This is a genomic window from Streptomyces sp. NPDC018031 (assembly GCF_044327625.1).
Classification (GTDB): domain Bacteria; phylum Actinomycetota; class Actinomycetes; order Streptomycetales; family Streptomycetaceae; genus Streptomyces.
Genome location: NZ_JBIRFT010000022.1, coordinates 1 through 13,612 on the forward strand (window position 1 = coordinate 1; position 13,612 = coordinate 13,612).

Sequence of the window (13,612 nt, forward strand, 5' to 3'; positions counted from 1 at the left end):
CACTCCTCCAACCCCGCCCGGAACACCGGATCCGCATCCAGCAACTCCACCGCCATACCCGCCCACTGCGACCCCTGACCGGGAAAGACGAACACGACACCGCCCATGCCGGCATCGCGGCCGGTCACCACCTGCGCCGCGCCCGCGGTCTGCCCGGCGGCCAGCGCCCGCAGTCCCGACAGCAACTCCTCCCGGTCACCGCCGACCACCACCGCACGCTGTTCCAGCTCCGCGCGCGAGGCCACCAGCGACCGGCCGACCTGGGCCGCGCTCCACTCCGGGGCGGCCGACACGGCCTCCGCCAGCCGGGCCGCCTGCGCCCGCAACGCTGCCTCGTCCCGGCCCGACACCAGCCACGGCACCACCCCCGGCACCTCGGCGGGAGCGCCCTCGGCCGGAACCTCCTCGACGGCCGGGGCCTGTTCGAGGATGACGTGGGCGTTGGTGCCGCTGATGCCGAAGGAGGAGATGCCCGCGCGGCGCGGGCGTCCGGTCTCCGGCCAGTCCCGGGCCTCGGTCAGCAGCTCCACCGCCCCGGCCGACCAGTCCACGTGCGGCGTCGGCCCGTCCACGTGCAGGGTGCGCGGCAGCACCCCGTGCCGGAGGGCCATCACCATCTTGATCACACCGGCCACCCCGGCCGCCGCCTGGGTGTGCCCGATGTTGGACTTCACCGACCCCAGCCACAGCGGACGGTCCTGCGGCCGCCCCTGGCCGTAGGTCGCCAGCAGCGCCTGCGCCTCGATCGGGTCACCCAGCTTCGTCCCGGTGCCGTGCGCCTCCACCACGTCGACGTCGGCCGTCGAGAGCCGGGCGTCGGCCAGGGCCTGCTGGATGAGCCGCTGCTGGGAGGGGCCGTGGGGGGCGGTCAGGCCGTTCGACGCGCCGTCCTGGTTGAGCGCCGAGCCGCGGATCACCGCGAGCACCCGGTGCCCGTTGCGGCGCGCGTCGGAGAGCCGCTCCACCAGGAGCACGCCGACGCCTTCGCCCCAGGCGGTGCCGTCCGCCGCCGCCGCGAACGCCTTGATGCGGCCGTCCGGCGCCAGCCCGCGCTGCCGGGCGAACTCCACGAAAAGCCCCGGGGAGGCCAGCACGGCGACGCCGCCGGCCAGCGCCATCGAGCACTCGCCCCGCCGCAGCGCCTGGCAGGCGAGGTGCAACGCGGTCAGCGAGGAGGAGCAGGCGGTGTCGACGGTGACGGCCGGCCCCTCCAGCCCGAAGACGTAGGACAGCCGTCCGGAGAGCACACTGACGGTACTGCCGGTCAGTATGTGGCCGTCGGCGCCCGGTATCGGTTCGTGCATGCGGGAGCCGTAGTCCTGCGCCATCGCGCCCATGAACACGCCGGTGTGGCTGCCGCGCTGCCCGGTTGGGTCGAGACCGGCCCGTTCGAACGCCTCCCAGGAGGTCTCCAGCAGCAGCCGCTGCTGCGGGTCCATCGCCAGCGCCTCGCGCGGGCTGATCCCGAAGAGGCCGGCGTCGAAGCGGTCGGCGTCCGGGACGAAACAGCCGTGCCGGACGTAGGTACGGCCGGGCGTGCCGGGTTCCGGGTCGTAGAGGCGGTCGAGGTCCCAGCCCCGGTCGGTGGGGAGGCCGGAGATCGCGTCACCGCCCTCGGCGACCAGTCGCCACAGGTCCTCGGGGCTGTGGACGCCGCCCGGGAAGCGGCAGGCGGCGGAGACGATCGCGATCGGTTCGTCGTCCTCCGCGGGGCGGCCGGGCCGGGCGGCGGCGACCGTGGCGCCGCCGGGGACACCCAGCAGGACCGCGCGCAGATGGTGCACGAGCGCGGTGGTCGTGGGGTGGTCGAAGACCAGCGAGGGCGGTGTGGTGAGCCCGGTGGCCTCGTTGATCCGGTTGCGCAGCTCGATCCCGGTCACGGAGTCGAAGCCGAGCTCCCGGAACGGCCGGTCCGCGGCGAAGGAGCCCGCCGCGGACCGGCCGAGCAGGAAGGTGACCTGGGTGCGCACCAGTTCGGTGAGCAGCCGCAGCTGTTCGGGGCCCGGCACGCCGGCGAGCCGGCGGGCCAGCGGCAGCCGAGCGGCGCCGGAGTCACCGTGCTGCCCGGCCGCCTCGGCGGTCGGGTCCGTGGTGGTGACCGCGGTGCCGTGGCCGCGGAACGGGTAGGTGGGCAGCTCCACCCGTGGGTCACCGGTCGGCGGGCAGACCGCCGTCCAGTCCACCGGCACCCCGCGCACATGCAGTTCGGCCAGGGAGGTGAGGAAGCGGTCCATGCCGCCCTGGCCCCGGCGCAGCGAGCCGACCGTGACGGTGTGGTCCGCCAGCCCCATGGTCTCCGCGGTCTCCTGCACACCGACCGTCAGCAACGGGTGCGGGCTCATCTCGACGAAGGTGGTGCAGCCCTCCGCCAGCAGCGCGCGGGCGGCCTGCGCGAAGCGGATCTCCCGCCGGAGGTTCCGGCCCCAGTAGGCGCCGTCCAGGGTGCCGGTGTCGAGGAGATCGCCGGTGACGGAGGAGTAGAACGGCAGGTGGGAGGGGCTGCCGGTGAACCGGGCGAGCGCCGGCCGCAGGTCCGCCAGGATCCCGTCCACGTACCGGGAGTGGGCGGGTACCCGGTTGCTGGTCTTCCTGGCCCGGACGCCCTGCGCGGTGAGGCGGGCGAGCAGTTCGTCGACGGCGTCCGTGTCGCCCGCCACGAGCGTCCAGCGCGGCCCGTTGGCCCCGGCGACGTCCAGCCGGTCCCCCCACGGGGCCAGCAGCGGGACGAGTTCCTCCCGGGGCAGCACGACGGAGGCGAGGTCGCCCTGCCCGAACAGTCGCGTCTGCGCCTGGCTCCAGGGCACCACCAGGGCGAGCGCGTCCTCCAGCGACAGCGCCCCGGCGACGTGGGCGGCGGCGAACTCCCCCAGCGAGGCGCCCACCACGGCGTCGGGCTCCACCCCGCAGGACCGCCACAGGGCCGCGAGCGACAGCATCACCGCGACCAGGGCGGGCTGGACGACGTCGGTGCGCTCCGGCCGCGGTGCCCCGGGGACGCCGCGCAGCACGTCCAGCAGGGACCAGTCGACGTGGTGGTCCAGGATGTCGGCGCAGGTGTGCAGGTGGTCGCGGAACACCTCCGAGGACTCCAGCAGGTCGAGCGCCATGCCCGGCCACTCGGAGCCCTGACCGGGGAAGACGAACGCCACCTTGTGGCCGTCGGTGGCGGCGCCCCGTACGACGTCGGGGCTGGGCCCGCCGCCGGCCAGGGCGCGCAGCCCGTCCAGGGTCCGCTCCCGGTCCCCGGCGAGGAGGACCGCGCGTCGTTCGAACCGCGTCCGGGTGGTGGCGAGCGACCGGGCGATGTCGGGGACGGCCGGTCCGGGGTGCGCGGTGACGTGGTCGAGCAGGCGGGCGGCCTGGGCACCCAGCGCGCTGTCGGTACGGGCGGTGAGCACCCAGGGCACCACGAGCCCGTCGGGGGTGGGCGCGGCCGGCTCCGCGGGCGGGCCGTCCGGGCGGGGAGCGGCGGGCGGGCGGGGCAGCAGGGTCAGCGGGCCCAGTCGCTGCTCGCCGTCGCCGCGGGCCGCCCGGAGCACCGCGGTGATCCAGCCGCGGGCGTCGTCGGCCGGTCCGGTCGTCCGCTCGGCGTCCGCGCCCCCGTCCCCGGACGCGCCGGCCCGCAGGGCGCAGGAGATCCGGTCACCGTCCCGCACCGCGTCGGCGAGGCGCTTGAGGACGACCAGGGCGCCGCCGGTTCCGCGGACCTCCGGGGTCGGTTCCGCGCCGTCGTCCGCCGCTCCGCCGTCCGGGCCCGTGGTGAGGTGCACGGCGCCGGCGAGTGCGAGGTCCACCCGGCCCCGGAGGAGGTCCTCGGCCGCGCGGGCGACGGCGTCCGTCGCGGAGGGCTGCGCCGAGCCGGGCCACGGCGTGTCCCGGTCCGCCGCCGGCCGGCCCAGGACACGGCCGAGCAGGCGGGCCGGATCGGCCGGCTCCCCGGTGCCGAGGCGGACGCCCGTCCGCTCGCCGGCGACCTGATCCGGAATCAGGCCCGCGTGCTCCAGGGCGGTCCAGCCCAGTTCGGTGACGAGCCGCTGTTCCGGGGTGGCCGCCGCCGCCTCGTCGGCGGTGATGCCGAAGAACGGCGGGTCGAAGAGGTCCTCGGGGTCCCACCGGTGGTCGGCGCCGGGAGTCCCGGGGGCCTCGTCGTCCCCGGCCGGCCGGACGCGCAATTCCGCCGCACCGGCGATTCCCGGGAACCGGCAGGACCAGCCGATGACCGCGATCAGGTCCGTCGGCTCGCGGTACGCCTCGGATCCCATTGCTTCGGAAGTGTTCATCGGCCGACCCCCGTCATCAGGAAATGCCGCACAGCTGAATTCGACTGTTCTTCGACGAAGAAGGGTCTTGCCATGTCCTGAAGTCCCAGGCGTGCCACTGAGCGGATTCCCCACCCTCCGGATCCAAGCGTGCGACGACCAGGTGTCCCGACTTTTACCGAGCAGCTTCACCGAGTAGCGGTCAATCTGGCGGTAAAAGTTCCACGAGACCTCCTGGATGAACCCCCCTGACGCAAGTCGTGTCACCGTAGCGCGGCACTCTTAAGGGCGACTTGGAGCCGACTTGGAGCGATATTGGAAGAACCTGGGCGAGAATGAAGTCAGGCAGTGGTCAAGAAGATGCTAAGGGCCGCGCGTAATGCCAATGTGAGGGGTGCTCGGCAATCCGGCGGGGCGGCGTGCGGCCTCGGCGGGACCCGGCCTCCGGGGGCCCCGGGGAGCCCCGCCGGTCGACTCATCGGGCGCTCGCTGTCCACAATGTGGCCCTCCGGGCGGGTGTTTCAGGCCACACTCGGTCCGGTGTACTTGTGACCATCGTCACCACTTCACGTCTCACTCCGTCACTCGGCGACCACCGAGCGGCAGTCCACGGGGCCTCTGCGGGGGCGGTCGGGCACCGGCCATCGGTACGCGCGGAGTGCCAGCGGGTTCCGCAACCCTCCGATTGGGCAATGAAGTTGACGTCCGAAGGACTGCGCGGTGACACCTCACGGCGCCCCGGGCGGGACAGGCAGACGGCGCGTACCCGGTCCGGGCCGCACTCCTTTCCGCCCGGCGTGCGCGGCGTACGCGAAACACGGAGCGTGGCGGTGGTCGACCGCTCGGACAATCGTGGGGAAGATCAGTCTTGGATATGCCAGGGCCGTCCGCTTCGATTGTTCCGAAGCGAGCAAGTGCGTGAGTGTCGGGGGTCACGTCTGCATGTGCTCACTACCGTCGTCAGTAGTTTTACGGGAACGGGAGTGCCATGTCGTTTGTCGTCGGATTACAGATCAGTGTTCTCGGCCCGCTGACGGTTCGGTGCGACGGCCACCCGGTTGACCTGGGACCGGCTCGCCAGCGGAAGGTACTGGCCGCACTGCTGCTGAACCCAGGCCAGGCAATAGATCCGGAACGACTCAAAGAAATGGTATGGCCGAACAATGCGCCAAGCGCGGCAATGGCGAGCCTGCACAGCTATATGTCCAATCTGCGGCGCGCCCTGGAACCCAACCGGCCGCCCCGCGGCCGCAACCAGCTGCTGCGGCGGGAGCCGCCCGGCTATCTGTTCGCGGTGGACCCGGAGGCCATCGACGCACACCGCTTCGAGCGGTCGTTCCGCGAGGGCAGGCGTTTGTTGCAGCAGGGAGAACACGACCGGGCGGGCCGAGTTCTGCGTGAGTGCCTCGACCTCTGGCGCGGTTCCCCCTATCCGGAAGTACGCGACGACGCATTCGGCGCCCAGACCTCGGCGCGTCTGGAGGAACTCCGGCTGCTGGCACTGGAGAGCCACTGGGAGGCGGAGCTGGCGCGGAGTCAGGACACCTCGCTGATCGCCGCCGACCTGACCTCGCTGAGCATGAAGTTCCCGACCCGCGAGCGACTGCGCTGGCTACAGATGCAGGCCCTCTACCGGGCCGGCCGGCAGGCGGAGGCGCTCAAGGCGTACCACCAGACCCGGACGCTGCTGGCGGACGAGTACGGCATCGATCCCGGGCCGGACCTGCAGCAGTTGTTCGGCTCGATCCTCCGGGGCGGCGCGGGGGTGGTGGTGCCCCAGCCGGGATGAGCCCCGCGGACGGGCGGCGCCGGGCCGGCGCACGCGGTGGCGTGCGCCGGCCCGGCGGGCCCGGTCAGGTACCGGCCGGGGCGCCGCGCGGACGGCGGGTGGTCCGGACCCGCCACCGGCCGTCGCTGCGGGTGAGTTCCAGCGGATGGTCGAAGCAGGCGCTCAGCCGGTCGCCGGTGAGCACCGCCCCGACCCGGCCCGCGGCGAGGCAGCGCCCGTCGCGCAGCAGCAGCGCGTGGGTGGTACCGGCGGGCAGCTCCTCCAGGTGGTGCGTCACCAGGACCGTCGCGAGTTCCTGATGGGCGGCGCGCAGGGTGTCGAGCCGGTCGATCAGCTGCTCGCGCCCGGCCACGTCCAGTCCGGTCGCCGGTTCGTCGAGCAGCAGCAGGCGCGGACACGGCATCAGCGCGCGGGCGATGAGGGTCCGTCCGCGTTCGCCCTGGGACAGCACCGGCCAGGGCGTGTCGCGGCGGGCGGTCAGCCCCAGCAGCCCGATCAGCCACTCGGCCCGCTCGGCCTCTTCGGCCGTCGGCGTCCACCGGGGCACCCGTTCCAGGGTGCCGGTCAGCCCGGTCAGCACCACCTCCCGTACCGGCCGCGCCGAGCGCAGTGGGTGCCGCGGGTCGACGTGGCCGACCTGCCGGCGCAGCTGACGCACGTCCACCCGGCCCAGGGGGCGGCCGAGCACCTCCACCGTCCCCCGGGTGGGGTGCGCGGTGGCGCCGAGCAGACCGAGCAGGGTGCTCTTGCCCGCGCCGTTGGGGCCGAGCAGGGCCCAGTGCTCGCCGGGCCGTACGGTCAGCGTCACCGCGCGCAGGATGGTCCTGCCGTCCCGGACGACGTCGGCGTCGCGGACGCGCAGCACGGCGGCCGGCGGGACCGGGGGGCGACCGCCGGTGCCGGGTGCCCCGGCCGCCGGCCGGGGTCCCGTGGCCGGGGGCGTGTCCCTCATGACGACGTCCGCGCACGGGCGGCCCGGTTGGCGGCGGCCAGGACGGCGGTGACGGAGGCGGTGAGGACCGAGGTGTCCCGGCCCGCTCCCCAGTGGGTCTCCCCGTCCACCCGGCATTCCGCGTAGGCCACGGCCGGGCTGCCCGGTCCCGCCGCGGTGGCGTGCTCGGCGTAGCTGAGGATGTCCAGGTCGGTGCCCGCGGCGGCGAGGGCCGCGGTGAAGGCGGACAGTGGCCCGTTGCCGGTGCCCCGGTGGTGCCGCTCGGTGCCGTCGACGCGCAGGGTGCAGCGGAACTCGTGCTCGCCGGGCGCGGTCTGCGCGGTGCTCCAGGAGACCAGGGCCAGCGGGCCTTCCCGGCCCGGCGCCAGGTACGTCTCCCGGAACAGCTCCCACAGGTCCTCGGCGGTGGCCTCCCGGCCGGTGTCGTCGGTGGTGGCCTGCACCCGGCCGGAGAAGTCGGCCCGCAGGCGGGGCGGCAGGTCCAGTCCGTGGTGGGCGCGGAGCAGATGCGCCACGCCGCCCTTGCCGGACTGGCTGTTGACGCGGATGACGGCTTCGTAGCTGCGGCCCAGGTCTGCGGGGTCCACCGGCAGGTACGGCACGTCCCAGGGGGCCTGGCCGGCGGGGACGCCGAGTTCGGCGGCCCGGCGGGCGTGGTGGGCCAGGCCCTTGCTGATGGCGTCCTGGTGGGTGCCGGAGAAGGCGGTGTGGACCAGGTCGCCGCCGTAGGGGTGGCGGGGGTGCACCGGCAGCCGGTTGCAGTCCTCCACGGTGGTGCGGATGGTGTCGATGTCCGAGAAGTCGATCATCGGGTCGACGCCCTGGGCGTGCAGGTTGAGCGCGAGCGTGACCAGGTCGACGTTGCCGGTGCGCTCCCCGTTGCCGAACAGGCACCCCTCCACCCGCTGGGCGCCCGCCAGCACGGCGAGTTCGGCGCAGGCGACACCGGTGCCCCGGTCGTTGTGGGGGTGGACGGAGAGGATGACCGACTCCCGTCGCTCCAGGTGCCGGTGGAGGTACTCGATCTGGTCGGCGTAGACGTTGGGGGTGGCGATCTCCACGGTGGCGGGGAGGTTGTGGACCACCGGCCGGTCGGGGGACGCGTCCCACAGGTTCGTCAGTCCGTTGCACACCTCCAGCACGAAGTCCGGTTCGGTGAGGATGAAGACCTCCGGTGAGAACTCGAACCGGATGTCCGCGCCGGGCCGGGTGTCCGCCAGCTTCGCCAGGTGTCCGGCGGCGTCCTCGATCATGGCCCGCACCTCGTGGCGGCTGCGGCCGAGTACCACCTCGCGCCAGGTCGGCGCGGTGGGGGTGTACAGGTGGACCAGGACCCGCGGCAGGTCCGCCACCGAGGCGAAGGTCCGCTCGATCAGGTCGCGCCGGGCCGGGGTGAACACCACCACGGTCAGGTCCTCCGGGACGGCGCCGGTCTCGGCGAGGTGGCGGACGAAGTCGAAGTCGGTGCGGCTCGCCGAGGGGTAGCCGACCTCGATCTCCTTGAAGCCCATGGTGACGAGGAGGTCGAACAGGCGGCGCTTGCGCGGGGTGTCCATCGGCTCGGCGAGTGCCTGGTTGCCGTCCCGCAGGTCGACCGGGACCCACAGCGGGGCCTGTTCGATCCGGCGGGAGGGCCAGTCGCGGTCCTCCAGGGGGAGGGCGACCCGCTGGTGCGCGGGCCGGTAGCGGTGGTGCGGCATGGCGCTGGAGCGCTGCGGGTTCCAGGCCGGCGCGCCGGCGGGCACCGGGCCTGCCGGGGTGCGGAGGGAGGGGAAGGTGTGCGGTGCGACGGTGTGCGACACGGACGTTCGGACCCTTCGGTCGGTCGAGGACCGGCAGCACGACACCCCGCGACGGGGTGCCGGTCGGATCAGACCCCGTCGCGGCGGCCGAGGAGAAGCGGGTACCGGCGCGGCGACATGGGCGGTACGCTAACCACAACTCAACTCCTCAGACAACCTGATAGGTGAGATCGGATGCCGCTCGGCCCCCTCCGCTCCAGCCCGCTGGTCGAACAGGCCACCCTGCGGCTGCGTGACCAGATCGCCTCCGGCCACTGGCCCGTCGGGACGAAGCTCCCGGCCGAGACCGCGCTCGCCGGGGAACTCGGGGTGGGCCGCTCCACCGTCCGGGAGGCGCTGCGCGCACTGGCCGGCGCCGGTCTGGTGCAGTCCCGCCAGGGGGCCGGGGTGTTCGTCATCGCCACCGAACCGGAGCGGGACTGGCCCACCCGGCTGCGGCAGGCGGCGGTGGCCGACGTCTACGAGGTCCGGATGCTCGTCGAGGTGGAGGCCGCCCGGCTCGCCGCACAGCGCAGGACCGAGGCGGACCTCGCCACCCTGCGGGCCGCCCTGACCGACCGCCGGCTGGCCGCCGACCGGGACGACCAGGCCTTCGTGGACGCCGACATCGCCCTGCACGCGGGGGTGGTCGCCGCGGCGCACAACCCGGTCCTGACCGACCTGTTCGCCGAGTTCGCGCCCGCGCTCCGGCGGGGGCTGACCGACCTGGTGGAAATCCTGGAGTTGCGGGCACACGACCCCTGCCCCGGTGACGCCTCGCACGCCGCGCTGGTGCACGCGGTGGAGCGGGGTGACGCCGACGCCGCCGCCACCGCCGCGCGGGAGGAACTCCTGGGAACCCTGGAGCAGTTGCGACGGTTGTGAACCCTGGGCCTCTCGGCTCGGGCGGGCGATCGTCCCGCGGCGGGCCGCGGCGGCACGGGCGAGGCCCGGGCCGGCGGCCCCCGCCGGGCACCCGCGGGGCGGGCCCGCGGGTGCCCGGCGGGTGCCCGGCGGGGCCGGCTCAGAGCCGTTCGGCGGGGATGCGGGCGTACTCGGCCCGCAGGGTGTCGAGAACCGGGTGCCCGGGATCGAATTCCACGCCGTCCACCGCAGGCGAGCGGGCGGACGCCCACGGCCGCGTTGGTCACGAACGCGGCCCGCATTCCGGGCAGATCGCCGAGCCGGACGGCTCCGGTGCGCTGCGGCCCGGTGTGCGCCTGCCGCAGCAGCCGCATCGTGACGCCCGGCAGGCACTCCGCGTCCGGCCACACCAGCCCGTGGCCGTCATGGAAGCCGATGTTCCAGGTGGCGCCCTCGGAGACGGCGGGGCGGTGGTCGGTGAAGAGCACGTCGTCGAAACCGTCCAGTTGGGCCAGTCGCCGCTGGTGGAGCGGTCCGAAGAGTCCGACGTGTTTGACGTGCGGGGTGTCCCGGCGGTACGGCACGGCGCGGACCCGCAGCGGCGGCAGCGGGCCGCTCGGGGCGGGCCGGGTGGTGACCAGGATCCGCGGCCGGGCCGCCGTGGCGGGCCGCTCCACCGGCAGGTCGGGGTCGGACACGGTCACCCGCGCCACGACCGGCCCGGCGGCGCCCGCGACCGCGTCGCGGACCAGCGCGCGTACCCGGTCGGGGTCCGGCTCGGTGCCGAACAGCAGCCGGCAGTCGCGGGCCAGTCGCTCCAGGTGGAGCGAGAGCCCCCGCACCCGCCGGTCGGCCACGCGCATGGTGGTGAAGTGGCCGTAGTTGGTGAGGGCGAGGGCCGTGATCTGGCCGGTGTCCGCGCGTTCGGTGTTCCGCTCCGTCATGCGGGCAGTCTTCCACCGCCGGTCCCCGGGCCGGATCGCGCCGGCGGGTGCGTCGCCACCCGCCGGCCGGGCGGGTTCAGCTCCGCGGCACCTTCGCCAGCTGGCGGGACTGGGCGACCAGCCGGTCCGCGCTGTCCCAGACCTCGGCGTCCTCCTCCAGCAGGCCGCCCGCCAGGTTGCGGGTGGTGATGGCGACCCGCAGCGGACCCGGGGCGGGCCGGCAGCGGACGTGGGTGGTGAGTTCGACGGTCGGGGTCCAGCCCATCAGCCCGAGGTCGAAGGAGGTCGGCGGGAGCGCGTCGACGGTGAGGAGCAGGGAGAGCGGGTCGGCGTCGCGCCCGTCCGCGAGCCCGAACCAGCCGCGCATCTCGCCCTTTCCGGACGGCTCGCCGACGGCCCAGCCGACGGTCTCCGGGTCGAGCCGGATGTCCAGCCGGTCGATGATCGCGGAGCTGCCGGGGATGACGGACGGCCCGTCGGAGGCTCCCAGGCAGTGCTCCCGCGGCGGGATGGCCGGCGGCTTGGCCGAGGTGCGCACGTCGTCGGGGAGTCCGTCCAGGTCTCCGTAGGTGGCGAGGACCCGGATGCGCTCCACCTCGGTGCCGTCCTCGTCGTACTGGAACAGGGACGCCTGGCCGGTGGAGAGGGTCGAGCCGGTGCGTACCGCCTCGGTGCGCACCACCGCGGGCCCGGGGACGGACGCCGTGAGGTAGTAGGCCGAGACGGTGATCGGGTCCGGATGCGGCAGGGCGTCGGCGAGGGCCCGGCCCAGCACCGCGAGCAGATAACCGCCGTTGACGGCCTGGATGATCGTCCAGCCCGCGGACAGATCGGCGTCGTAGACGCCAGGTTCACGTGCGGAGACCGCGGTGTCGCGGTCGAACTCGCTGTCTCCGATGGATGCCTGCCTCATGCGCGGCATCTTATAAGATTCTATTACTGAGCGGTAGCTTTTTGGCGGCCCCGCCCCGGGCTCCGGTCACCCGCCGGACGCGGGTGCCGCCCGCACCGCGTCCACCACCAGCGCCAGGAGCCGGGCCGGCTGTTCCGCGTCCTCGCCCCGGGCGGTGGACAGGGCGATCCCGATGACGAGCCGGAGCAGATCGTCGGGGGCGAGGTCGGCGCGCGCGGTCCCCAGCCGCTGCGCCCGGCCGAGCAGCCCGGCCGCCGCGTCCCGGATCAACCGGTGGCAGTCGATGCCCAGGGCGTCGGCGTCATGGAGCAGCAGCGCGCCGCCCATCCCCTGGTTGACCCGGGCGTGTTCGAGGAAGAGCGTGAGCCAGCGGGCCAGGGCCTCGTCGGGCGGCAGCGCGTCGGCCGACTCCCCCGCCGCCGCGCACAACCGCTCGACCCGGTCCCGGAGCACCGCCGCGAGCAGCGCCTGCCGGGTGGGGAAGTGCCGGTAGAGGGTGCCCGGTCCCACGCCGGCGCGGCGCGCGATCTCGTTCAGCGAGCCGTCGGGGCCCGCCTCGGCGAACACCTCCTGGGCCACCGCGAGCAGCCGCTCCCGGTTGCGCCTGGCGTCCATGCGCTCCCGCCGCTCCGGTCGCTCCCGGCCGCCACCGTCCACCACGCCCACCTCCGTCGCCCCGCGCCTCCGCGAGCCCTCCGGTCCGGCCGCCCGGCGCCGCCCGACTAGCCAAACGGAGAGCCTCTCCGTATGGTACCGCGGAGAGATCCGGAGAACCTCTCCGGAAAAGCGTCCATCGCACTTCACGAGGAGTCAGATGTCCGAGGACGAGCGGAACTCACTGGGCCGGGTCGGGATCTGGACCACCGCCTTCGAGGGGCAGCCGGCCGGACTGGTCCGGGAGACCGCGGCCGAGCTGGAGGAGCTGGGCTACCGAGCGCTCTGGTACGGGGAGGCCTTCGGCCGGGACGCGGTGGGCCAGGCCTGGCTGCTGCTGTCCGCCACCCGGCGGCTCACCGTCGCGTCCGGGATCGCCAACATCGCCTTCCGGGACCCGATCGCCATGGCCACCGCGACCCGTACGCTCGGCGAGGCGTTCCCCGGGCGGTACCTGCTGGGCCTGGGCGGTCACCGGGTCGACGACACGGTGCACCTCCTGGACGGCTACCCGATGCCGGCCCGGGGCCGGGCGGTGGCGACCATGCGCGCCTATCTGGCGGCCATGGACGCCGTGCCGGCCCACGGTCCGCGGCCGGACCCGGCCCCTCGCCGGGTGCTGGCCGCCCTCGGGCCACGGATGCTGGCGCTGGCGGCCGAGCTGACCTGGGGCGCCCACCCGTACTTCGTGCCGGTCGACCACACCGCGGAGGCCCGGCGGACCCTCGGCCCCGACGCCTTCCTGGGGGTGGAGCAGGCCGTGGTGCTGGACCCCGACCGGGAACGCGCGTACCGGACCGCGGCCGACCACGTCGCCGCCTACCTGCGGTTCGCACCGCACCAGGAGGCGAACGTGCGGCGGCTCGGCTTCGGTGACGCGGACATCGTCGGCGGCCCGAGCCGCCGCCTGGTGGACGCGATCGTCGCCTACGGCGACCTCGCGGCGATCGAGCGCCGGGTCCGGGAGCATCTGGACGCCGGGGCCGACCACGTCTGCCTCCAGGTGCTCGGCCCGGACCCGGCCGCGCCGCCGCTGGGCGAGTGGCGCGAGCTGGCCGCGGCCCTCCTCCCCGGGTGATCCCGCGGGCGGCGGCCCGCCGGCTCGGGACGGGTGGCCGGCGAACCGAGCCCCGCTCCCCGCGGCGCTCGGTGGCCGGCGGACCGGGGCAGGGCGCGGCCGCGGCGGACGGGCCGCCCCGGCCCCGGCCCGTCCCGGCGGAGTTCCGCGGGCCGCCACCGGGGTGCCCCGAACCCGGGTGTTCCGACTGGTCGGCGGATGTTTCGCCGGCGTTCACCGCCCGCCGCGCACCCGGTCCGCGGCGGGCGCCGCAGGAGGCCGCGAGGAGCGCCGCCCGTCGCAGGTCCGGACCACGGACGCCGTGAATCTCACCATACGAGAGGGTAGCGGCAGGGTTTCCGTACCGCTGATAACGATCCGCGCAGCGATCTCCTCAGG

General features: G+C 74.6%; 8 protein-coding genes and 1 pseudogene. 3 read left to right on the forward strand and 6 right to left on the reverse strand.

Annotated features, from left to right (window positions below; all coding sequences use genetic code 11):
* The coding region (locus tag ACH4B3_RS30640) for a beta-ketoacyl synthase N-terminal-like domain-containing protein (protein WP_398468376.1) at positions 1-4,280 on the reverse strand (4,280 nt) is incomplete at its 3' end.
* A 967-nt stretch (positions 4,281-5,247) separates the two neighbouring features.
* On the opposite strand from ACH4B3_RS30640, the gene ACH4B3_RS30645 reads away from it, so the two are divergent.
* Positions 5,248-6,048: a BTAD domain-containing putative transcriptional regulator gene (locus ACH4B3_RS30645; protein WP_398468378.1), complete on the forward strand. Its 801-nt coding sequence runs from the start codon at positions 5,248-5,250 to the stop codon at positions 6,046-6,048.
* Positions 6,049-6,112: 64 nt separating this feature from the next.
* Here the strand turns inward: ACH4B3_RS30645 and ACH4B3_RS30650 are convergent, their stop codons facing one another.
* The gene (locus tag ACH4B3_RS30650) at positions 6,113-6,913 is read right to left on the reverse strand and encodes an ABC transporter ATP-binding protein (protein ID WP_398468380.1); all 801 of its coding nucleotides are present in this window, start codon (positions 6,911-6,913) and stop codon (positions 6,113-6,115) included.
* An 83-nt stretch (positions 6,914-6,996) separates the two neighbouring features.
* Positions 6,997-8,700 (reverse strand): 2-isopropylmalate synthase, encoded by a 1,704-nt coding sequence (gene leuA, locus ACH4B3_RS30655; RefSeq protein WP_398468541.1) that lies wholly within the window; start codon positions 8,698-8,700, stop codon positions 6,997-6,999.
* A gap of 276 nt (positions 8,701-8,976) precedes the next feature.
* Here leuA and ACH4B3_RS30660 point away from each other — a divergent pair, with 276 nt between their 5' ends.
* A complete protein-coding gene (locus ACH4B3_RS30660; RefSeq protein ID WP_398468382.1) occupies positions 8,977-9,666 on the forward strand; it encodes a FadR/GntR family transcriptional regulator in 690 nt (229 codons plus the stop codon).
* 290 nt (positions 9,667-9,956) lie between these two features.
* On the opposite strand, the pseudogene ACH4B3_RS30665 reads toward ACH4B3_RS30660, so the two are convergent.
* The 3 genes and pseudogenes from ACH4B3_RS30665 to ACH4B3_RS30675 form a co-directional block, all read right to left on the reverse strand.
* Positions 9,957-10,589 (reverse strand): annotated as a pseudogene (locus ACH4B3_RS30665) (aminotransferase class IV); the annotation flags it as partial.
* Positions 10,590-10,665: 76 nt separating this feature from the next.
* The gene (locus tag ACH4B3_RS30670) at positions 10,666-11,502 is read right to left on the reverse strand and encodes a thioesterase family protein (RefSeq protein WP_398468384.1); all 837 of its coding nucleotides are present in this window, start codon (positions 11,500-11,502) and stop codon (positions 10,666-10,668) included.
* Positions 11,503-11,568: 66 nt separating this feature from the next.
* Complete coding sequence (locus ACH4B3_RS30675) at positions 11,569-12,117, reverse strand: TetR/AcrR family transcriptional regulator (protein ID WP_398468543.1); 549 nt, start codon at positions 12,115-12,117, stop codon at positions 11,569-11,571.
* Positions 12,118-12,316: 199 nt separating this feature from the next.
* Here ACH4B3_RS30675 and ACH4B3_RS30680 point away from each other — a divergent pair, with 199 nt between their 5' ends.
* Positions 12,317-13,234, forward strand: a complete 918-nt coding sequence (locus ACH4B3_RS30680) for a TIGR03620 family F420-dependent LLM class oxidoreductase (protein ID WP_398468386.1) — start codon at positions 12,317-12,319, stop codon at positions 13,232-13,234.
* Positions 13,235-13,612 lie beyond the last annotated feature (378 nt).

Coding starts and splice junctions, on each gene's coding strand:
- ACH4B3_RS30675 (WP_398468543.1), bottom strand. CDS start 12,117: ATGGACGCCAGGCGCAACCGGGAGCGGCTGCTCGCGGTGGCCCAGGAG.
- leuA (WP_398468541.1), bottom strand. CDS start 8,700: ATGCCGCACCACCGCTACCGGCCCGCGCACCAGCGGGTCGCCCTCCCC.
- ACH4B3_RS30680 (WP_398468386.1), top strand. CDS start 12,317: ATGTCCGAGGACGAGCGGAACTCACTGGGCCGGGTCGGGATCTGGACC.
- ACH4B3_RS30660 (WP_398468382.1), top strand. CDS start 8,977: ATGCCGCTCGGCCCCCTCCGCTCCAGCCCGCTGGTCGAACAGGCCACC.
- ACH4B3_RS30645 (WP_398468378.1), top strand. CDS start 5,248: ATGTCGTTTGTCGTCGGATTACAGATCAGTGTTCTCGGCCCGCTGACG.
- ACH4B3_RS30670 (WP_398468384.1), bottom strand. CDS start 11,502: ATGAGGCAGGCATCCATCGGAGACAGCGAGTTCGACCGCGACACCGCG.